The sequence below is a fragment of the Actinomadura terrae genome (assembly GCF_022751215.1).
Taxonomy (GTDB): domain Bacteria; phylum Actinomycetota; class Actinomycetes; order Streptosporangiales; family Streptosporangiaceae; genus Spirillospora; species Spirillospora terrae.
This window is the reverse complement of sequence record NZ_JAICDG010000002.1, coordinates 1,835,467-1,854,890: the sequence shown is the minus strand read 5'-3', so window position 1 is coordinate 1,854,890 and position 19,424 is coordinate 1,835,467. Positions and strand designations below refer to the sequence as shown.

Here is a 19,424-nt window from a genome sequence, read left to right as displayed (position 1 = left end):
TTCGAGCCTCGCGTGGTTGGGTTGAGGCTATGACGACTCTCGCGCAGCTTCGCAAGGCCGCCTTTTCGTGTCCCGAGACCGTCGAGCGGGTCACTGATTCGGGAATCGTCGAGTTCGCGGTGCACGAGGAGTGGTTCGTGTCGATGGACAAGGGCGGTTTGGTGGAGCTGCGGCTTCCCGCGTCGGAGGCGGAGAGGGTCCTTGGCGAGCATTCGACGGCGCGGCCGCTGGGCAGTGAAGGGGCGGTGGTCGGTGCGTGTGTGCCGATCGGGGACATCAATGGTCAGCAGCTCAACCATTGGGTGCGCCGCGCATGGCTTTCGCAGGCGCCGGAAAGGTTGGCGAAACGGGTGGCCGCCGGGGACGCCGCTGCGCCCGGTGGGGTCGGTGACCTGCCTAAGTCGATTGGAGGGCCTGCTACCCGGGCCCTGGCCGGGGCGGGCATTACGACGCTTGCCCAGGTTGCTGCGCTGTCCGACGCCGAATTGCTGGCGATGCACGGAGTCGGGCCGAAAGCCGTTCGTGTCCTTCGCGAGTCGGGCGGCTGAGCCGGGAGCACGCCGTGTTTTCGAGCCGTTATCGGTCAAGGTTTCGGCCGGCAGCCTTGGGGGCTGCCGGCCGAGGCCCTTGCTGCGCGATGGTTCTCGTCACGCGGGGGGCTGATTACGTGCCGTAGTAGGCCTTGGCCTCGATCGAGTGCTTCTTCGAGAGCTTGAAGTGGAAGTAGTAGGTCTTTCCCGAGACGCCGCTGGCGTGTTGGACGCGTGCGGACGGCGGGCGCAGGCCTTGCGGCATTACGAGGCCACCCGGGGCAGGCTCGCGGACGTCCTCGGCGTGGACCCCTCCGAGCCATTACGTCGCGCCCATCTTGAGGTGCTTCAAGGCGAGGCGGTGCCGCAGGGCTGGGATGCGGCGGCATGTGATGCGCAGGGGGCACCGTCGCATGCCGCCGGTGTCGCCATCGCCGCACGGCAATTGCCCAGGGATATCGGCGAGTTCACTGGGCGGGCCGTCGAACTCCAGCGGTTGTCCGACCTCGCCGGCGCCCGTTCTGAGGAGGAGTCGGCAAGCGGGCCAGTGAACGTTGTGACGGTGCGCGGAATGGCCGGGGTCGGTAAGACACGGCTGGTGGTCCGGGCCGCCCACGAGCTCGTCCTGCGGGGCCGCTTCGCCGAAGTCCAGTTATGGGCCGATTTGCATGGGCGCGACCTGGACCGGTCGCCCGCCGATGCCGGTGTGGTGCTCGACGGTTTCCTCCGCGCGTTGGGCGTGGCGGCGGAGCAGATTCCCATGGAGTCGGAGCATCGGGCGGCGCTGTATCGAAGTTGCTTGGCTGGGAAGAGCGCGATGGTGGTGCTCGACGACGCGGCCGACGAGGACCAGGTACGGCCGCTGCTGCCCGGTTCTCCCGGGTCGCTGGTGCTGATCACCAGCCGGAACAGCCTGGCCGGGTTGGAGGGCGCCCGGCCGTTGACGCTGGAGGAGCTGCCCGTCGGCGAGGCGATCGACCTGCTGAGCCGGATCGTCGGCCCGGAACGGGTCGCGGCCGATCCTCGGGCCGCCGTGCAGATCGTCGAGGCGTGCGGAAGGCTGCCGGGCGCGATCGCTTCGTCGGCGCGGCTGCTGCAATGCCGTCCGGCCTGGGCGCTGCGCCGTGTCCTCCGTCATCTCGACGCGGACGATGGGTCGGTACACGCGGCCTCTTTCGATGCCTCCTATTACGGCCTCCCGGAGCATCACCGGCACATTTTCCAGATGATCGGGCAGCATTCCGGAGAGGACCTCACCGCGACGTCGGCGGCCGCGTTGGCCGGTGTTCCGGTCGGCGAGGCGGAAGCCGTCCTGGAATCGCTGCTGGACAAGCATCTCGTCCGCCAGGTCACCACACCTCGTTACCGTCTCCATCCGCTCGTGCGGAAGTACGCGCGTTCCCTGGCGGGCCGGAACGAGTCGGAACCGCAGCGGTACGCCGCGTTCAGCCGCCTCGTGGCCGATTATCTCTCCACGGCCGCCCAGGCGACCAAGCCGCGCAAGGCCGCGGACTGCGAGACCGCGGGACGGCTCCGGGAAATGCTCGCCAGCGGTTTCCGCACGGGCGAACGGCGGGGCTGATGCGCCCCCTATCGCGCGGTCACGTCGTCCAGGGATTCGAGTAGGGCTCGGATGGTGCCGCGGTGGTCGCCGGGGCGCCAGGCCAGAGCCAGTTCGGTCGGCGGCAGGTCCGTGACCGGGATGGTCGTGATGCCCTCGCGCCGGTAGATCCCGGCGTTTCCGGCGGCGAGGAGGACGATGCCGATTCCGCTTTCGAGGGCGGCGAAGGTCTCGTCGGCGTTCGTCACGGTCGTGCAGATCAGTGGGGGGCGGCCGGCGCGCTCGGCGATGGCGAGCCAGTGGTCGCGGAGGGGGCCCGCGCTTTCGGGGAGTGCCAGGAACTTCTCGTCGAGGAGTTCGGCGAATTCGACCTCGTCCCGTCCGGAAAGCCAGTGGTCGTCCCGGAAGGCGACCCAGCGCGGTTCGCGGGCGACGACGCGGACGTTGAGGTCGTCCTGGCCGGGGAACGGCAGCCAGACGAACGCCGCGTCGACCTCCCCGGAGGCGAGGCCCGCCGTGGGGTCGGCCCAGTTGATCTGGCGGAGCCGCAGGTCGCAGGCGGGGCGGCGGGCGGCGAACCGGTCCCGCAGCGTGCCGAGGAGGCCGCGTCCGACGCTGGTGGACATGCCGACGGTCAGGCTGGAGGACCCGGCGGCGTCGCCGACCGCGCGCTGGGCCTCGTCCCACCGCTGGAGCAGGTCGCGGGCGGCGGGCAGCAGCGCCTCGCCCGCGGCGGTGAGCCGCACCGTACGCCGGTCGCGGTCGAACAGCCGCACCCGCAGCTGCGTTTCGAGGTGGCGCACCTGCTTGCTGAGCGCGGGCTGCGAGATGAACAGGCGCTCGGCCGCGCGGGTGAAGCCGAGCTCCTCCGCCACGGCCACGAAGTAGCGCAGGTCACGCAGATGAGCATCCATAACCGTTGGTTATTACAGCAGATATTGGACGGGCCCGGAAGATCGACACCATGATTGCGGGATGAGCACCACGGAGGATCGCCTGGCGATCATCGAGACCTGCACCCGTCTGGCATGGCACGCCGACCAGCGTGAATGGGACCGGCTGAGCGAGATCTTCACGGACGCGGTGACGCTCGACTACACCAGCCTGAACGGCGGCGAGCCCGCGGTGCTGACCCCGGCGCAGATCATCGACGCCTGGTCGGGCACGCTCGGCGCGTTCGAGGCCACGCAGCATCTGATCACGAACCATCTGGTGACCGTCGACGGCGACACCGCGGTCTGCACGGCCGCGTTCCAGGCCACGCACCGCCTCGCCGACCCGTTCGGCTCGCCGCTGTGGACGCTGGGCGGGAACTACCGCTTCGACCTCGTCCGGACGGACGGCGCGTGGCGGATCGGCGGCCTGGTCATGACCGCCACCTGGGCCGACGGCAACAGGAACCTGACGGCCCTCGCCGCGGGCGAGCAGTGATCGCGCTCGTCACCGGCGGCAACCGGGGCATCGGCCGGGAGGTCTGCCGTGAGCTGGCGGGACGCGGGCACACGGTCCTGCTGACCGCCCGGTCGCTGGAGGCGGCCGAGGCCGCGGCCAAGGAGATCGGCGGCGACGTCGCCCCGGTGCGGCTGGACGTCACCTCCGAGGAAGACATCGTGCATGCGGCGGCCACGGTTACCGGGCGTTACGGAAAGCTGGACGTCCTGGTCAACAACGCCGCCATCACCTACGACACCTGGCAGGACGCCGCGTCCGCCGACCTGGAAGTCGTCCGCGCGGCGGCCGAGACGAACCTGTACGGCCCCTGGCGGCTGGTCCAGGAGCTGCTGCCGCTGCTGCGCGAGAGCGCGCATCCCCGGATCGTCAACGTGTCCAGCGAGGCCGCGTCGCTGACCAACATGGGCGGCGGCACCCCGGCGTACAACACGACCAAGGTGGCCCTGAACGCGCTGACCCGCATGCTGGCGGCCGAGCTCCGGGGCGACGGCGTGCTGGTGAACGCGATCTGCCCGGGCTGGGTCGCGACGGACATGGGAGGCCCCGGCGGGCGTCCGGTCGCCGAGGGCGCGGAGGGCATCGTGTGGGCGGCCACGCTGCCCGACGACGGCCCGACCGGCGGGTTCTTCCGCGACGGCCGCCCCCTCCCCTGGTGAGCACACGTGAAGGAAACAGGATGATCTTGGTTACGGGCGCGATGGGCAACGTCGGCGCCGAGGTGGTCCGGGCGCTGGTCGCGGACGGTGAACCCGTCCGGGCACTGGTACGGAACCCCGAGACCGCGTCGCTACCGGACGGTGTCGAGCCGGTTGCGGGCGACCTCAACCGGCCGGAGAGCATGACCGCGGCGCTGGACGGGGCACGCGCGGTGTTCCTCCTCCCCGGCTACGCGGACATGCCGGGCCTGGTCGCCGAGGCCCGCCGCGCGGGTGTGGAGCGGGTCGTGCTGCTGTCGGGCGGCTCGGCCGGGAGCGGCGACATGACCAACGCGGTAACGCGCTTCATGGTCGCCTCCGAGTCGGCCGTGCGCGAGTCCGGGCTGCCGTGGACGTTCCTGCGTCCGAGCGCGTTCATGTCCAACGCTCTGCGCTGGGCGCCGCAGATCCGGTCGGGCGACCGGGTGCGGGTTCCGTTCCCGGACGTGCAGACGGCGAGCGTCGACCCGCACGACATCGGCGCCGTCGCCGCCCGCGCGCTGCTGTCGGACGACTACCGGGGCGAGATCCTCCAGCCGACCGGCCCGGTCGCGATGCCGCCCGCCGACCAGGTCGCCGTGCTGGCCAAGGCCCTCGGCCGCGACCTGGAATTCGTCGGCCTCACCAACGAGGAGGCGCGCGCCGACCTGCTCGCCACCACGCCCGCCGAGTACGTGGACGCCTTCTTCGACTTCTACGTGAACGGGACGCTGGACGAGTCGATCGTCCGCTCGACCGTCCGCGACGTCACCGGCCGGGCTCCCCGCACCTTCGAGCAATGGGCCCAGGCCCACGCGGACGACTTCCGCTGACCGGGACCGCGCCGCCTCGCCGCCCGAGACTTCTTCTCCCTTCCCCCTGGACGGCTCGTCCACCAGGCCGAACAGCCCCATGGGCACTCCTCGAAGGAGCGAACGTTCATGACCACCGTGACGAAAGTGAAATTCGCCGCCGGCGACGTGACACTGACCGGGAACCTCTTCCTGCCCGGCGGCGCCGGGCCGGTTCCGGGGATCGTGGTCGCGGGCACGTGGACGAGCGTCAAGGAGCAGATGGCCGACCGGTACGCCGAACGGCTCGCCGACCGCGGTTTCGCCGCCCTGTCCTTCGACTTCACCGGTTACGGGGAGTCCGAGGGCGAGCCCCGCGACTGCGAGGTGCCGGAACTCAAGGTCCGTGACATCAACCACGCGGTAGGCTTCCTCGCCGATCATCCCGCCGTGGACGCCGATCGGCTCGGCGCCCTCGGCGTCTGCGCCGCCGCGATGTACATGAGCGGGAACGCGGCGGGCGACCCCCGCGTCCGGTCGCTGGCGCTCATCGCCCCCTGGCTGCACGACCCCGAGATCTGCCGGGAGGTGTACGGCGGGGAGGAGGGGGTCGAGGGCAGGCTCGCCGAGGCCTCGCGGGCGCGGGCGAGGTACGAGTCCACGGGCGAGGTCGAGTACGTGCCGGTCGTCAGCGGTTCGGACCCCCGCGCCGCCATGCCCTTCGACATCGATTTCTACCTCAATCCCGAGCGCGGCGGCCTTCCGCGGTGGCCCAACCGCTTCGCGGTGATGGCATGGCCGGACTGGCTCGGCTACGACTCGCTGTCACTCGCTCCCCGCCTTTCCCAGCCCGTCCTGCTCGTCCACAGCGAGGACGCCGCCATCCCGGACGGGGCACGGCGTTTCCACGCCGCGCTGGCCGGCCCGAAGGAGTTCATCTGGACCGGGGGCGACCAGTTCGCCTTCTACGACCAGGAACCGCAGGTCACGACGGCGGCGGACGCCGCGGCGGCCCACTTCGCCCGCACGCTGCGTCCCGCGTAGCTGAGCGGTGGGGCCGAAGGCGGAGGCGAGGCCCCACCGGGAAGATCGCGAAGCGATCCGCGCCCGCAAAGGCACGGTCACTGCCCGAGCCGCCAGGCGAGGGCAGTGGGCCGGGACTTCAATGAACACAGACTAGCGAGGGGGCGGCGCGTGGTCCCAGGCCCAGGTGGCTATGCCCACGCGGTTGCGGGCGTTCAGCTTGCGCTGGATGGCGGCGATGTGGTTCTTGACCGTGCCGGGCGCCAGATGGAGGTCGGCGGCGATCTCGGCGTTGGTCTGCCCGGACGCGACGCCCCGCGCGATGTCGGTCTCGCGCGGGGTCAGCGGCTCGGTCGCCGGATTCGCCGGGCTCGGCGGGCGCGGACGGGCGAGGCGGCTCAGCATGCGGACGGTGATCTGCGGGCTGATCAGGGCGTCCCCGGCGACGGCGGCGCGGACGGCCTCGACCAGCAGCGCGGGGCCCGAGCGCTTGAGCAGGAAGCCGCAGGCACCCTCGCGGAGCGCCGTGTCGACGTATTCGTCCAGGTCGAAGACCGTGACCACGACGACGCGGACGTCGCCGCCCGCCAGCGCGCGGGTCACCGCCAGGCCGTCCATGACGGGCATGCGGATGTCGGTGACGACGACGTCGGGACGGTGGCGCCGCGCCAGTTCGATGGCCTCGGCGCCGTCGGCGGCCTCGGCGACGACCCGGATGTCCGGCTGTGCCTCCAGGATGAGGCGGAACGCGCCGCGGATCTCCTGCTGGTCGTCGGCGAGCAGGACGTCGATCATGCGTCCCGCCCCTGGCAGGGCAGGGTCGCCTGGACGCGCCAGCCCTGCTCGTGCGGGCCCGCGGTCAACGTGCCGCCGAGGGCCCGCACGCGTTCGTCCAGGCCGCGCAGGCCCAGTCCGCCCGCGGTGGCGCGGCCGAAGGCGACGCGGCGCCGGGGCCCGCCGTCGTTGGTGACGCTGACCAGCAGGTCGCCCTGGACGCACCGGACCCGCACGTCCACCCTCGTGGCGGACGCGTGCCGGCGCACATTCGTGAGCGCCTCCACGACGACCCGGTAGGCGGCGGCGCCCAGCTCCCGGGGAACCGCGAGGCCCGGCTCCAGGGACAGCCGGACCTGTGCGGGGCCCGCCGCCGAGTATCCGGCGGCGAGTTCGGGCAGCTCGGCGAGGCCGGGCATGGGCGCCAGGCCCCGGTCCGGGTGGAGGGCCTCGACCGCGCGGTCCATCGAGGCCAGGGCGCGGAGTCCGGCCTGTTCGACGCCCGCGAACAGGGCGGCGGCGCGGGCCGGGTCGGCCGCCGCGATCACCTGCCCGGCCTGGGCCTGGGCGACGATGGCGCTGACGTCGTGGGCGACGAAGTCGTGGAGGTCCTGGGCGAGCGCCAGGCGCTGGTCGCGGCGCGCGTCGGTCACCGCGCGGCGGCGGCGCGCGTCCAGCAGGCGCAGGTAGACGCCGGTCGCGGCGGCAGCGGCGGGGCCGGTCAGGAAGATCGCGCAGGCGATCGCCGCCGTCGCCGCCGGCACGTCGGTGCTCGCCGTGATGAGCCTGAGCACGAGCGCGGCGACCGCGGCGCTCGCGGCCGCCGCGAGCGCGACCGCCTCCCGGAGCGGTGCCCGGCGGGCCAGCCCGAAGACCAGAATCGTGAGCGCCGCCATCTCGGCGTAACCGAGCGCGATCACGGGCTCGGGGGCGCCGGTCCACAGGTACGCGGCGCTGGCGCCGAGGGAGGCGGCCGCCGCCGCGCCCGCGCTCCACCGCGTGCTCGGCCCGGATCGCGGCCGGACGCCGAGCACGGCGGACGACCCGGCCAGGGCGGCGGTCACGGCCGTCCAGCCGAAGGCGGGAACGGCCAGGCCCGAGCCCAGGACGAGCCCCAGGGGCCAGAGGCGGCGGACGTGCATGGCGCTGATCCTAGGTCGTCGCGCCGGTGCCCGACCCGTGCCGAACGGCACCTCTTACCAGGCGGGACGAGGCCGAACGGCATCTGGTGGCGCATGGCCATCGCGGCCGAGTGTGGATCGCATGCAGAAACCATCTCGCAAGGCCGTCTGGACGGCCCACGCCGCAGCACTCGCACCCGCCCCCGCCGGTCTTTGGCGGATCGCCATGGCGACCGGCACTCCCGTCGGGTTCGACCAGGCCTGGCTCGATCAAGCCGACATCCCGGGTGCGGGGTCGGTATGGCCGATCGTGTTGAGCCTCGTCGCCGAGGGCTGCGCGCTCCTGGCGCTGGGGCTGGTCCGCCCGTGGGGAGAGCGCGCGCCCGGGTGGATTCCCTTCATCGGCGGCCGGACGGTTCGTCCGCTTGCGGCCATCGTCCCGGCGGCGGCCGCCTCCGTGCTGCTGACCGCGTTCGGCGTCGCCTTCGCCTTCAAGATCGTATGGGTGCTGAGCGGCGCCGATGCCGATCCGAACTTCCCCGAGGGCGGGGCGGCGGTCGTGATGAGCCTCACCTACGTGCCCATGCTCGCCTGGGGGCCGCTGCTCGCCCTCGCGACGCTGGCCTACCACCGGCGCAGGGCCGATCCCGGAGCGGAGGGGCAGGTACGCCCCGCAGGGATGCGCGTCAATCGGTCATCGGTGTGATCTTTGCGGGCGAAGGACGAGTCCCATTGGTGGATCACGGGAGGACGGCGCGCGAACGACAATCGGTGCACCCATCCGCCTCGCACGCGGAAAAGGCATCCATCTCCCGAAGGGAATCGCATGCGCCTCGGACCCAGAATTCTCGTGGCCGGTGTGGCCGCGGCGGCGCTCGTACCCGCCTTAACTGTCAGCGCGCTCGCCGACCCCGGCACGGGTAGAGCCCAGGTCGGCGACAGGACGAGCCCGGTCGAGGCGAAACGCGTCGACCAGGTGCCCACCCCGAAGCTCGGCTGGTACAAGTGCTACGACTACGCCGAATGCGCGACCGTTCGGTTGCCGCTGGATTACGACGATCCCAAGGGCGCGACCACCGAGATCGCCGTGCTGCGGGTGAAGGCGCGGAACGCCAAGAAGCGGATCGGCAGCCTGTTCGTCAACCCGGGCGGGCCCGGTGGGCAGGGCACCGCGCTGGCCTACGCGGCGCCCGACATGCTCGGCGCGGACGTCCTCGACCGGTTCGACATCGTCGGGTTCGACCCGCGCGGCATCGGGTTCAGCTCGAACGTCACGTGCTTCAAGTCCACCAGGGACCAGACGCTCGCGATGGAGGGCATGAGGGTGCCCTTCCCGGTCGGCGCGAAAGAGGAGGGGGCCTACATCAAGTCGGCGAAGGCGCTCGCCAAGGGGTGCTCGACGACCGGGAAGCCGCTGTCGGGGTCGATGTCCACCGCCGAGGTGGCGCGCGACATGGACGTCCTGCGCCGTGCGGTCGGTGACAAGAAACTGTCCTATCTGGGGTTCAGCTACGGTACGGCGCTCGCGCAGTACTACGCGAACATGTTCCCCGACCGGCTGCGCGTCATGGTCGCCGACGGCGTTCTCAACCCGGTTTCCTGGGTCGGCCACGGCGCCAATGAGAAGCAGCTTCTCGATGACCGGCTCAAGTCCGGGGACGGCTCGTACAAGGCGCTGAAGGAAATGCTCGTCCGCTGCGGCAAGGCGGGCAAGAAGAAGTGCTCGTTCGCGGCGTACGGGGATCCCGTCAAGAACTTCGACGTCCTCGCCAAAAGGCTGAAGGCGAAGCCCGCCGACATCGAGGGGCAGAAGGTCACCTACGCCGACCTCGTCGCCGGGACGCTCGGCTACCTCTACTCGCCGGACGGCTACCTGATCATCGACGCCTCGCTGACCGACCTGTGGAAGGCGACCGCGCCGTCCATCAAGGCGGAGGAGGCGGAGGCCGCGCGCCACGCTCTGGCGACCCGCATCGCGCAGCGGCGGGCCGAGGTCGAGGCGCAGCAGAAGGCCGCGGCGAACGTCCTGGCCAAGGACTTCCCCTACGACAACAGCCCCGACGCGCTCAGCAGCGTCATCTGTACCGACGCCTCGCATCCGAAGAAGGCCGAGGACTGGCCCGCGCTGACGGCGGCGGCCGACAGGCGGGCGCCCTACTTCGGAGGCGGATGGGGCTGGACCACCGTCCAGTGCGCCCGCCAGAGCTGGACGGTCCGCGACGAGGACGCCTACAACGGTCCCTTCAACCGGCGGACGAGCGCGCCCGTGCTGTTCGTCGGCGACTACTACGACCCGGCCACCAACTACAACGACGCGGTCTCGTCCAGCAAGTTGCTGCCCAACAGCCGGTTGCTGTCCAGCGACAGCTGGGGGCACACCGCCTACGGCACCTCGGCGTGCGTGACGGGGGCGATCGAGACCTACCTCGTCAAGGGGACGTTGCCGCCCGCGGGCAAGGTGTGCGTCGGCGACATCCAGCCGTTCGAGAAGGCCCCGGGAACGGCGCTGAAGCCGCGGGGGCCGGCGGACGCGAGCGTGATGGCCGCCGGGCACGACGCGAAGCTGCCGCCGGTGGCGACGCGGATCCCGCCGTCCGTCCTGCTCGGAACGCGGTGAACCAAGCGGTGAACCAAGCGGTGAACTGAGCGGTGGGGACGCCGGGCGGGCCATGCGCCCGCCCGGCGTTCTCAGCGGAACGAGCGGCGGTAGGCGGCCGGGGTCGTGCGCAGGGCGGTGTGGAAGCGGCGGCGGAGGTTGACCGCCGAGGAGAGCCCGACGCGGGTCGCGATGGTCTCGACGGGCAGTTCGGTCTCCTCCAGCAGGGCGCGGCAGGCGGCCAGGCGGCGTTCCAGCAGCCAGCGGCCGGGCGGGACGCCGAGCTGCTCGGTGAACTGGCGGGTGAGCGTGCGGGGCGAGACGCCCGAGCGGGCCGCCATGTCCTCGACCGTGGTCTGCTCGGGCAGCCGGGACAGCAGCCATTCGAGCAGGGGCGCCAGCGAGTCCGGCATGGGGCCGGTGGTGGGGAGCGGCGGGTACTGGCGCTGGCAGCCCTCGCGGTGCGGACCGGCCGCGAGCTGGCGGCCGACGCGCATGGCGTAGGCGGCGCCGTACTCCTGGAGCACCTGGTGCAGGCACAGGTCGAGGGTGGCGGCCGAGGCCCCGGCGGTGGCGACGTCGCCGTGGTCGACGTAGATCACGGTGCCGTCGGGGATGACGCGGGGGTGCCGTGCGGCGAGTTCGGCGGCCAGCTCCCAGTGGACGGAGGCGCGGCGGCCGTCCAGGATGCCGAGGGCGGCGGGGATGAAGATCCCGGCGGCGACGGCGACGACGCGGGCGCCCCGGGCGTGGGCCCGGCCCACCGCGTCGAGCACGGCGGGCGACCGGCGATGCGTCCAGCCCGCGATGAGCACGGTGTCGGCGTCGTCGAGGGCGTCGAGGCCGCCGTCCACCTGGATCGGGACGCCGAGCGTGGTGGGCAGCGAGCCGGGGTGCTCCGCGCACAGCCGGAAGCTGTAGTGCTGGGGGATGTCGGGACCGTGCCAGCCGAAGACGGCCGAGGCGGAGGTCACCGGATAAAGTTCCTGGTCGGGGGCGACCAGCGCGACCACGCGGTGCGGGGCGGCGGGCTCCGGCGGAGTCTCCGGGCAGTCGAGGGGCATGGCGTAAATGTACCCAACGATGTCATTTAGGACACCGGCGGACTGAGCTGGAAATATCCAGACTTGGGCCCATGTGGACGAGGAGTTTCACCCTCTACTTCGGGGCCCGCACGATCTCCCTGCTCGGCGACGCGATGATGCCCGTCGCCTCGGCGCTCGCGGTCGGCAGGTACTACGGGATCGCGGGCGTCGGCTACGTCCTCGCGCTCTGGACGGCGTCGGCCGTGCTGGTCATGCTGTTCGGCGGGGTCGTCGCCGACCGGATCGGCGCCCGCCGCCTGATGATCGGCGCGGACGCGGTCCGGGTGCTCACCCAGGGCACCGTCGCCATCGCCTTCGTGGGCGGCGCCCCGCCGTACGCGCTGCTGCTGGCGATGGCGGTCCTGTCGGGCATGGCGGCCGGGGTGTTCGAGCCGGGCGTCAACGGCATGGTCCCGCTCGTCTCGGACGATCCGCAGCGCGCCAACGCGACGCTGAAGATCGCGGAGGCGGTCACGCAGCTGATGGGTCCCGCGCTCGCCGGGGTGCTCATCACGCTCGCCGGGCCCGTCGTCGTCTACGCGGTGGACGCGTCGACGTTCCTGGTCAGCGGGGTCTGCCTGCTCCTGGTCCGGGTCGCGGTGCCGACGCCGGAACCCTCCGACGTGCTCAGCGACCTGCGCCGGGGCTGGGAGGAGTTCAAGGCCAGGACGTGGATGTGGTCGGTGATCCTCGTGTGGGTCTTCTGGGGCGTCCTCGTGATCGGCCCGTCGGTGCCGCTGGCGTCGCAGGTCATCGGGTCGGACTACGGCTGGGTGATGGCGGCGCTCGGCCTCGGCACCGTGCTCGGCGGGCTGGTGGCGATCCGGCTCCGGCCGCGCCGGCCGCTGGCGGCGGGGGCGATCGCGCTGATCGGCTACGTGCCCGCACCGCTGACGGTCGCGCTCGGTGCGCCGGTGCCCGCGCTGATGGCCGGGCACCTGCTCGGGGGCTGCGCGATGGCGTTCTGGTCGGTGATGTGGTCGACGAGCGTCCAGACCCAGGTCGCGCCGGACGTGCTGAACCGCGTCAACGCCTACCAGGTGGCCGGGTCGGTGGCGGGCATGGCGGTCGGGCAGGCGCTGGCCGGCCCGGTCACGGCGGTGGTCGAGCCGCGCGCGTTCATGCTGGTGTCGGCGCTGGTGACCACGGGCATGGTGGTGGCGCTGCTGCTGATCAAGCCGGTCCGGCGGCTGGGGCGGGAGCCCGCCCGGACGGGTGGGGAGCCGCTCCCGGTCGCGGTGTGCGCGTCGGCCTAGCCGCCGTTCCCGGTGGGGCGGGGTGTGGACGTCACGTCCCACAGCCGCGCGGTCCGGTCGTCGCTCGCGCTGGCGAGCGTCCTGCCGTCGGGGCTGAACGCCAGCGCCGTGATCGCGCCGGTGTGCCCGGTGAGGGATTTGCCGAGGGGTGTGCGGGCGTGCGCGTCCCACAACCGCACCGACTTGTCCTCGCCCGCGGTGGCGAGGGTCTTTCCGTCAGGGCTGAACGCCACCGCGCCGACCGCGTCCCTGGACACCAACGGCTTCCCGATGGGGACGCGAGTGCGCATATTCCACAGCGACACCGCCCAGGCGTGGCCCGCGGTGGCGAGGGTCTTTCCATCGGGGCTGAAAGCGACCGCGCCGACGGCATTGGTGTCGCCCTTGAGCTGCCGGAACATCGGTGTGCGGTCCGTGATATCCCACAGCCGCACGATGTTGTCGTTGCTCGCGGTGATCAGTATTTCGCCGTCGGGGCTGTAGGCGAGCGTGCCGACGAGACCGCTGGTCACCAGTGGATCGCCGACGATTTTGAGGGTGTTCGCGTCGCACAGGAACACCAGTTGTCCGGCGGTGGCCAGGGTCTTTCCGTCGGGGCTGTAGGCCACTGCCCGGACGGAATCGGTGTGCTCGGCGAAAGGCTTACCGAGAGGGGCATGGGTCGCCGCGTCCCACCGCCGCACGGTCTTGTCGTCGCCTCCGGTGGCCAGCGTCTTGCCGTCGGGGCTGAAGGCCAGCGCCTGGACCGTGCCGGAATGGCCGACGAGCGTATTGCCGGTGGGTGCGCGGGTGAACACGTCCCACATCCGCACCGTTCCGTCCTCGCTGGCGGTGGCGAGGGTCTTTCCGTCAGGGCTGAATGCGATCGCGGTGACGGAATCGGTGTGACCGATGAGGGGATGGCCCGCGGACAGCCGTGAGGCGGGAGTCGCGACAGGGCCGCGCGAGACGGTCCGGTGGTCGCGCCGGATAACGAAGCCGATCGGAATGGACAAGGCCGCGACGGCGGCGGCCCCGGAGACGAGAAGCGCGCGCCGCGTGGGCTGCGGAAACAGCGGCGGGACCGGTGCGGGCGCGGGTTCCGGAGCGGGTTCCGAGTCGGTCAGCGCGGTCAGTGTGGCGGCGACGGCCTCGGCGGTGGGACGCCGCGCGGGGTCACGACGCAGCAGCTCACGCAGCACCGGTGCCAGCCGCCGGGCGTGCTGGGTGGGAGCGGGTCGCCCCTGCGAAACGGCGAGGAGAAGCGCCGCGAGGGTGCCGCCGGTGAATGCGGGACGGCCTTCGACGGCGGCATAAAGGGTGGCGCCCAGAGACCAGGCATCGGACGCGGCGGTGGCCTCGGCGCCGTTCACCTGTTCGGGAGCGAGATAGGCCGGGGTGCCCACCAATGCGCCGCTGGCGGTGAGGGTCGTCTCCCCCGCGACGGCGGCGATTCCGAAATCGGTGACGACGACCCGCTCGTCCTCCAGCAGGACATTGGCGGGCTTGATGTCGCGGTGCACGATCCCGGCCTCGTGCGCGGCGGCCAGCGCCGAGGCGATCCGCGCGCCGATCCGGGCGACGCGCGCCTCGTCCAGCGGGCCCTCGTCGCCGATAACGGCGGCCAGCGAGCGGCCGCGCACGAGTTCCATGACAATCCAGGGAAGCCCGTCCTCGTCATGGAACTGGTCGTGGACGGTGACGACGTTCGGATGCTTGAGCATTCCGACCGACCGCGCCTCCCGCTCCATGCGCGCCACGAGGTGCTCGCGCTGTCCGGCGTCCAGGCCCGGCGGGAGTTTGAGTTGCTTGAGCGCCACGTCCCGGCGCATCCGCTCGTCGTGCGCGCGCCAGACCGCGCCCATTCCGCCCTCGCCCAGCACGTCCACCAGCCGGTAGCGGCCGAGCACGACCCTTCCCACGTCCCGTGTCACAGTCGCACACAACCACGCCGGCTCACGGACCGGTAGTGCCGCTTACCTGATTGTGATCACCCCGGCCGGCCCGCGCGATCCGAGGGGCCGCCGACAGGTTCCCGACGCTGTCGGCGTAGTACGTCGACTCGGCCACGTGGAACGCGAGCCGACGGATCGTCCAGCCCTCGTCGGGCGACCGGTCGAGCTGGACGGCGGTGAGCGCGGCCAGCCTGTCGGCCCAGATCCGGCAGAGGCGGGTGAGCCGGCTTCGGGCCTCGTCCAGTCCTGCTCGTTGACGCCTACCGTCATGTTGCCTGGGCGAGGCAGGCCTGTTTATCGGTTAACTCCATGCACCTACGCGTGACAGTCGCCGAGCTTTGTGACCGCGTCGATTCTGCTGCCGAATTTGCCGCCCGCCTTGTAGGATTTGGAGTAATCTCCAACAGCCACTCTTACGTACAGCCGCGGCTCCCAGTCGATAAAGCAGCCTGCGGCATTAGCGTAGAACGACGCCACATTATCATGCAGGTAGGGAGGCATGTCCCGGTAGCCGTTCCTGGGGCTCCAGCTCCAATGGTTCCCGCTGAAGTCGCGGTTCGCCCAGAAACAGATCACTCCGGCCTCGCACTGATCAGCTGCGCGCTTGAGGAGTTGCGCCTCGGTAGGCGGCCCGGACGTGGCGGCGAGCGACATCGGAGCCAGGACAACCCCCATGATGTTGCCGGCGATGGCGACTCCGAGCACGATTCCCAGATTGCGTTTGATCACAGTGCATCTCCCTGATGTTCGATGAATGCGCGAGGAGTGAACAGATCATGGCGCTGCACGAATGAGTACTACGCAAGCCGCTTCGAGAATGAAGTCTCGGTCACATGACGCTCTTCCACGCACGCGGCTCGCCCTGCATCCCAACTATAGAGTCGACAGCAAGTCTCTGAAAAGCGGCTATCGGGTAGATCCTTTTTGAAGATGTTTAACCTGGTCGGTTTCATGATCTACTGAATGGTAGATCCGATCGATTCGGACATCTGGCGGGGTAAGACAGAGGGCGGCCATCGCGACCTGTTCGTTTGAGGCGACGGACAGGTAGGGGCGTGTCCGCTGGCGGGTGCGGACCGGCTCGCCCTGGCGGGAGGCGCGGTGGACGGGCGGCGGAGCGTGGACGGGGGTCACAGGGGGATGAGGCCCGCTTCCGTCGGGCGGAATCCGCAGGCGTCGAAGTAGAACGCGCGCATGTCGTCGTCGAAGTCGACGTGCAGCCATTCGCACCGCGCGTCGCGGGCGCCCGCGACGGCGGCGGCGACGAGCGCGGTGCCGATCCCGCGGCGCCGGTGCTCGGCCCTGACCAGGGTGTCCAGGATGAACGCGTGGACGCCGCCGTCCCACGCGACGTTCACGAAGCCGACGAGGTCGGCGCCGTCCCGGGCGCAGACCCAGCCGAGGCTGTGGCGGTGCAGTTGCGCCCGCCAGTCGATGTCCAGGACGGGGTGGTCGAAGCCCTCCGCGTGCAGGGCGTTGAGGGAGGCGTTCTCGAAGCCGCCCCGCCACTCGTACATGATCGTCATGGCGGCGAGCCTAGGCCGTCGATGCCCAGATTTCCTATCAAATATTCGGAGAAAAATTGGACGCGGCCAATGACTCTCAGCATTCATTGATATTCGCAGGGCCCGGCCGGTCATAGCTTAGTTTTATGACCTAAGACATTTCCCGGCGGCTCGCGGCCGCCTAATGATGGGCCTGCATTCCGGGCCGCATTCCAAAAAAGGACCCGGCCTACGTATTGCGCCACCGGTGACACCGTACGTGATTTCCCACGCTCCCAAGGAGTTGCGTCCATGAAGATCCGCAAGCAGACCCTCGCGCTGCCCGCGTGACAGGCGCCGCCCGGTCGATATCAGGCCGGGCGGCGCCTCCGCGCGTCCGGTGAAAGCGCGCTCAGCGTGGCGCGAGGCCCTCGACGACGAGGCGCAGCAGGCGGTCGGGGTCGGCGCCGGTGTACTGGCTCGCGGTGCCCGCGCCGCAGGCAAGGGCGAACACCTCGGCGCGGGAGACGTCGGCGCGGACGGCTCCCGTGTCCTGCGCCCTGGCCAGCAGCACACCGGCGGCGGCGCGCATGCTCTCGACGCTGGAGTTCAGGTCCGATCCCTCGGCGCTGGCGGCGGTCAGTATCGATTCCGCCAGGCCCCGGTAGCCCGACGCGCACCGGCCGAACTCCTGCAACCACTCGATCAGCGCCTCGTCGGGGGCGGGCGCGCCGGCGAGCCGTTCCGCGCTCTCCCGCAGGCTCGTGACCTGGTCGTGGATCAACGCCAGCAGCAGGGCCTCGCGGGTCGGGAAGTGCCGGTAGAGGGTGCCGATCGCGATCCCGCAGGTGCGCGCGATCTCCGCGAGCGAGGCGTCCACGCCCTCGCGCCGGAAGGTCTCGTCCGCGATCCGGAGCAGCCGTTCGCGGTTGTGGCGCGCGTCGGCGCGCATCGCCTTCGGTTCGGGCACGCGACCTCCTCGACAAGATGAGACCCCCTCACTATCGTAAGGTGAGAGGCACTCACTCTACTGGAGGACGCATGGACTTCGCTGCCGGCCGCCTCGGCCTGTGGACGTTCGCCCTGGACACCCAGCCCGCCACCCGCGTCCGCGAGCTGGCCGCCGAGATCGAGGAGCTCGGGTACGGCGCGCTGTGGGTCGGCGAGGGGTTCGGCCGCAACGCGTTGACGCAGGCGGGGATGCTGCTCGACGCGACGGAGAACCTCGTGGTCGGCACCGGGATCGCCAACATCTACTTCCGCGACCCGATCGCGATGGCCTCCGGGGAGCGCTCGCTGGCCGAGGCCCACCCCGGACGGTTCGTCCTCGGCCTCGGCGGGCACCGGACCGACGACCGGCCCCTGGTCCACCTGGGGTACCGCATCCCGTCCGGCGGGCGCGCGGTCGAAACGGTGGGCAACTACCTCGACGCGATGGACGCGGTGCCGCTCCAGAGCCCCGCCCCGGCTGTCCCGAACCACCGCGTGCTGGGCGTGCTCGGGCCGAAGATGCTGGCGCTGTCCGCCGCGCGGACCAGCGGCGCGCTGACCTACCTGGTGCCGGTCGCCCACACCGAGGACGCCCGGCCCCGGCTCGGCCCGGACGCGGTGCTGGCCGTCGAGCAGGCGGTCGTCCTCGACCCCGACGCCGACCGGGCCCGCGAGGTGGCGCGGGCCCATGTCGCCGGATATCTCCGGATGAAGGGCGCGCAGGCCAAGGACAAGCTGCGTTTCGGTTTCACGGAGGAGGAGCTGACCGGCACCCCGTCCGACCGGGTCGTGGACGCGCTGGTGGCGGGCGGCGGGCCCAAGGCGTTCGACGCCATCGCCGAGCGCGTCCAGGCCCACTTCGACGCCGGGGCCGATCACGTGTGCCTTCAGGTGCTCACGGCCGACCCGTCCACCGCGCCGGAGGCCGAATGGCGCGAGCTGGCGGCGCTGGTGCAGGGGCGCTGACCCGCGTCCTAGCCCTGGAACGGGCTGTGCGAGGTCGCGCGCACGTGCGAGCGGACGCCCTGCTGCCCGAACAGGATGAGCAGCTCGACCGCGCCGCCGTCGGCGCTGCCCAGCCAGTGCGGCAGCGACGTGTCGAACTCGGCCGCCTCGCCGGGCGGCAGCGTCAGGTCGCGCTCGCCGAGGACGAGCCGCAGCCGCCCGTTGAGCACGTACAGCCACTCGAAGCCCTCGTGCGTCTGCGGTACCGGCTCCAGCGGCTCCGGCCGAGCTGGGATGATCATCTTGAACGCGTGCGTGCCGCCCGGCCGCCGCGACAGCGGGACGAACGTCATGCCGAACCGGTGGACCGGCTTCAGGTGGATGCGCGGGTCGCCGGTGCGCGGGGCGCCGACCAGGTCGTCCAGCGGGACGTCGTAGATGCGGGCCAGCGGCAGCAGCAGCTCCAGGGTCGCGCGCCGCTGCCCGCTCTCCAGCCGGGACAGGGTGCTCTCCGAGACGCCGGTCGCGGCGGCGAGGTCGGCGAGCGTGATGCCGCGGTCGCGGCGCAGCGCGCGCAGGCGCGGGCCGACCGCGTCGAGGACGTCCTCCGTTCCAGGGTCCATGGCGGCCAGCTTGCCAGAACCGCAAGAATTCGTGCCGGATCGTGGGCACGGCGGTCAGGCTGGGCATGTTCCGACCAGGAGGAGATCATCATGCCCAGGCGCCGTGACACACCGCCGCCCCGGACCGGACGCGGCGAGGCCGACGTCCTGCGCGGCTTCCTCGACTACCTCAGGACGTCGGTCGCCGCGAAGGTCGTCGACGCGCCCGAGCCGCAGGTGCGGGAGGCGGCGGTGCCCTCGGGCACGAACCTGCTCGGCCTGCTCAACCACCTGACCTTCGTCGAACGCTCGATGTTCCTCGGGGAGGAGGTCACCGACTGGCAGGCGACGTTCCGCGCCGCGCCGACCGCGAGCGCGGCCGACGTCGTCGCCCGCTACAACGAGGCGGTGGAGCGGGCCAACGCGGTGCTCGACGGCTGCGCCGACCTCGACGCTCCGGTCCCCCGGCCGCAGGCGGGACGTCCCGCGCCGAGCGTCCGCTGGGCCCTCGCCCACATGATCGAGGAGACCGGGCGGCACGCGGGCCACGCGGACATCCTGCGGGAGCTGATCGACGGCGCGACCGGCCGCTGACCCGTCCCGGCC

Annotated in this window: 21 protein-coding genes; 11 read left to right on the top strand and 10 right to left on the bottom strand. The window is 71.5% G+C overall.

Annotation, left to right across the window (positions count from 1 at the left end; genetic code table 11):
• Positions 1-29: 29 nt before the first annotated feature.
• The gene (locus tag K2F47_RS18500) at positions 30-548 is read left to right on the top strand and encodes a helix-hairpin-helix domain-containing protein (RefSeq protein WP_242905202.1); all 519 of its coding nucleotides are present in this window, start codon (positions 30-32) and stop codon (positions 546-548) included.
• 115 nt (positions 549-663) lie between these two features.
• Here the strand turns inward: K2F47_RS18500 and K2F47_RS40750 are convergent, their stop codons facing one another.
• Positions 664-795, bottom strand: a complete 132-nt coding sequence (locus tag K2F47_RS40750) for a hypothetical protein (protein WP_272496935.1) — start codon at positions 793-795, stop codon at positions 664-666.
• Between K2F47_RS40750 and K2F47_RS18495 the strand changes: the two genes are divergently transcribed.
• On the top strand, positions 787-2,112 hold the full coding sequence (locus K2F47_RS18495) for an NB-ARC domain-containing protein (RefSeq protein WP_242905200.1): 1,326 nt from the start codon (positions 787-789) through the stop codon (positions 2,110-2,112). The two genes, K2F47_RS40750 and K2F47_RS18495, sit on opposite strands and share 9 nt — an antisense overlap.
• 8 nt (positions 2,113-2,120) lie before the next feature.
• Here K2F47_RS18495 and K2F47_RS18490 read toward each other — a convergent pair whose 3' ends face one another.
• Positions 2,121-3,005 carry a LysR family transcriptional regulator gene (locus tag K2F47_RS18490; RefSeq protein ID WP_272496934.1) on the bottom strand — a complete coding sequence of 295 codons (885 nt, stop codon included), beginning with the start codon at positions 3,003-3,005 and terminating at the stop codon, positions 2,121-2,123.
• 61 nt (positions 3,006-3,066) lie between these two features.
• On the opposite strand from K2F47_RS18490, the gene K2F47_RS18480 reads away from it, so the two are divergent.
• From K2F47_RS18480 to K2F47_RS18465, 4 genes are all read left to right on the top strand, one after another.
• Complete coding sequence (locus tag K2F47_RS18480; protein WP_242905195.1) at positions 3,067-3,522, top strand: nuclear transport factor 2 family protein; 456 nt, start codon at positions 3,067-3,069, stop codon at positions 3,520-3,522.
• Complete coding sequence (locus tag K2F47_RS18475; protein ID WP_242905193.1) at positions 3,519-4,199, top strand: SDR family oxidoreductase; 681 nt, start codon at positions 3,519-3,521, stop codon at positions 4,197-4,199. The genes K2F47_RS18480 and K2F47_RS18475 overlap by 4 nt, the downstream gene beginning before the upstream one ends.
• A 20-nt stretch (positions 4,200-4,219) precedes the next feature.
• Positions 4,220-5,050, top strand: coding sequence for an NAD(P)H-binding protein (locus K2F47_RS18470; protein WP_242905185.1), 831 nt, complete (start codon positions 4,220-4,222; stop codon positions 5,048-5,050).
• A gap of 108 nt (positions 5,051-5,158) precedes the next feature.
• Positions 5,159-6,052, top strand: coding sequence for an alpha/beta hydrolase (locus K2F47_RS18465; RefSeq protein ID WP_242905183.1), 894 nt, complete (start codon positions 5,159-5,161; stop codon positions 6,050-6,052).
• 132 nt (positions 6,053-6,184) lie between these two features.
• On the opposite strand, the gene K2F47_RS18460 is transcribed toward K2F47_RS18465, so the two are convergent.
• Positions 6,185-6,826: a response regulator gene (locus K2F47_RS18460; protein ID WP_242905181.1), complete on the bottom strand. Its 642-nt coding sequence runs from the start codon at positions 6,824-6,826 to the stop codon at positions 6,185-6,187.
• A complete protein-coding gene (locus tag K2F47_RS18455; protein ID WP_242905179.1) occupies positions 6,823-7,947 on the bottom strand; it encodes a sensor histidine kinase in 1,125 nt (374 codons plus the stop codon). Before K2F47_RS18455 ends, K2F47_RS18460 begins: the two co-directional genes overlap by 4 nt.
• 121 nt (positions 7,948-8,068) lie before the next feature.
• Here K2F47_RS18455 and K2F47_RS18450 point away from each other — a divergent pair, with 121 nt between their 5' ends.
• A complete protein-coding gene (locus tag K2F47_RS18450; protein WP_242905171.1) occupies positions 8,069-8,632 on the top strand; it encodes a hypothetical protein in 564 nt (187 codons plus the stop codon).
• Between the two features lie 120 nt (positions 8,633-8,752).
• Complete coding sequence (locus tag K2F47_RS18445) at positions 8,753-10,543, top strand: alpha/beta hydrolase (protein WP_242905169.1); 1,791 nt, start codon at positions 8,753-8,755, stop codon at positions 10,541-10,543.
• Positions 10,544-10,614: 71 nt separating this feature from the next.
• On the opposite strand, the gene K2F47_RS18440 is transcribed toward K2F47_RS18445, so the two are convergent.
• On the bottom strand, positions 10,615-11,586 hold the full coding sequence (locus K2F47_RS18440; RefSeq protein WP_242905167.1) for a GlxA family transcriptional regulator: 972 nt from the start codon (positions 11,584-11,586) through the stop codon (positions 10,615-10,617).
• Between the two features lie 47 nt (positions 11,587-11,633).
• Here K2F47_RS18440 and K2F47_RS18435 point away from each other — a divergent pair, with 47 nt between their 5' ends.
• The gene (locus K2F47_RS18435) at positions 11,634-12,863 is read left to right on the top strand and encodes an MFS transporter (protein ID WP_272497216.1); all 1,230 of its coding nucleotides are present in this window, start codon (positions 11,634-11,636) and stop codon (positions 12,861-12,863) included.
• Here the strand turns inward: K2F47_RS18435 and K2F47_RS18430 are convergent.
• From K2F47_RS18430 to K2F47_RS18415, 4 genes are all read right to left on the bottom strand, one after another.
• Positions 12,860-14,776, bottom strand: a complete 1,917-nt coding sequence (locus K2F47_RS18430; protein ID WP_242905163.1) for a WD40 repeat domain-containing serine/threonine protein kinase — start codon at positions 14,774-14,776, stop codon at positions 12,860-12,862. The genes K2F47_RS18435 and K2F47_RS18430 overlap by 4 nt on opposite strands.
• Before the next feature lie 336 nt (positions 14,777-15,112).
• Positions 15,113-15,526 (bottom strand): peptidase inhibitor family I36 protein, encoded by a 414-nt coding sequence (locus K2F47_RS18425; protein WP_242905161.1) that lies wholly within the window; start codon positions 15,524-15,526, stop codon positions 15,113-15,115.
• A 401-nt stretch (positions 15,527-15,927) separates the two neighbouring features.
• Complete coding sequence (locus K2F47_RS18420; protein ID WP_242905158.1) at positions 15,928-16,323, bottom strand: GNAT family N-acetyltransferase; 396 nt, start codon at positions 16,321-16,323, stop codon at positions 15,928-15,930.
• Positions 16,324-16,693: 370 nt separating this feature from the next.
• Positions 16,694-17,251, bottom strand: a complete 558-nt coding sequence (locus K2F47_RS18415; RefSeq protein WP_242905150.1) for a TetR/AcrR family transcriptional regulator — start codon at positions 17,249-17,251, stop codon at positions 16,694-16,696.
• Positions 17,252-17,322: 71 nt separating this feature from the next.
• On the opposite strand from K2F47_RS18415, the gene K2F47_RS18410 reads away from it, so the two are divergent.
• On the top strand, positions 17,323-18,237 hold the full coding sequence (locus K2F47_RS18410) for a TIGR03620 family F420-dependent LLM class oxidoreductase (protein WP_242905149.1): 915 nt from the start codon (positions 17,323-17,325) through the stop codon (positions 18,235-18,237).
• 8 nt (positions 18,238-18,245) lie between these two features.
• Here the strand turns inward: K2F47_RS18410 and K2F47_RS18405 are convergent, their stop codons facing one another.
• A complete protein-coding gene (locus K2F47_RS18405) occupies positions 18,246-18,839 on the bottom strand; it encodes a helix-turn-helix domain-containing protein (RefSeq protein ID WP_242905142.1) in 594 nt (197 codons plus the stop codon).
• A 90-nt stretch (positions 18,840-18,929) separates the two neighbouring features.
• Between K2F47_RS18405 and K2F47_RS18400 the strand changes: the two genes are divergently transcribed.
• Complete coding sequence (locus tag K2F47_RS18400) at positions 18,930-19,412, top strand: DinB family protein (RefSeq protein WP_242905140.1); 483 nt, start codon at positions 18,930-18,932, stop codon at positions 19,410-19,412.
• The last annotated feature ends 12 nt before the right edge of the window (positions 19,413-19,424 follow it).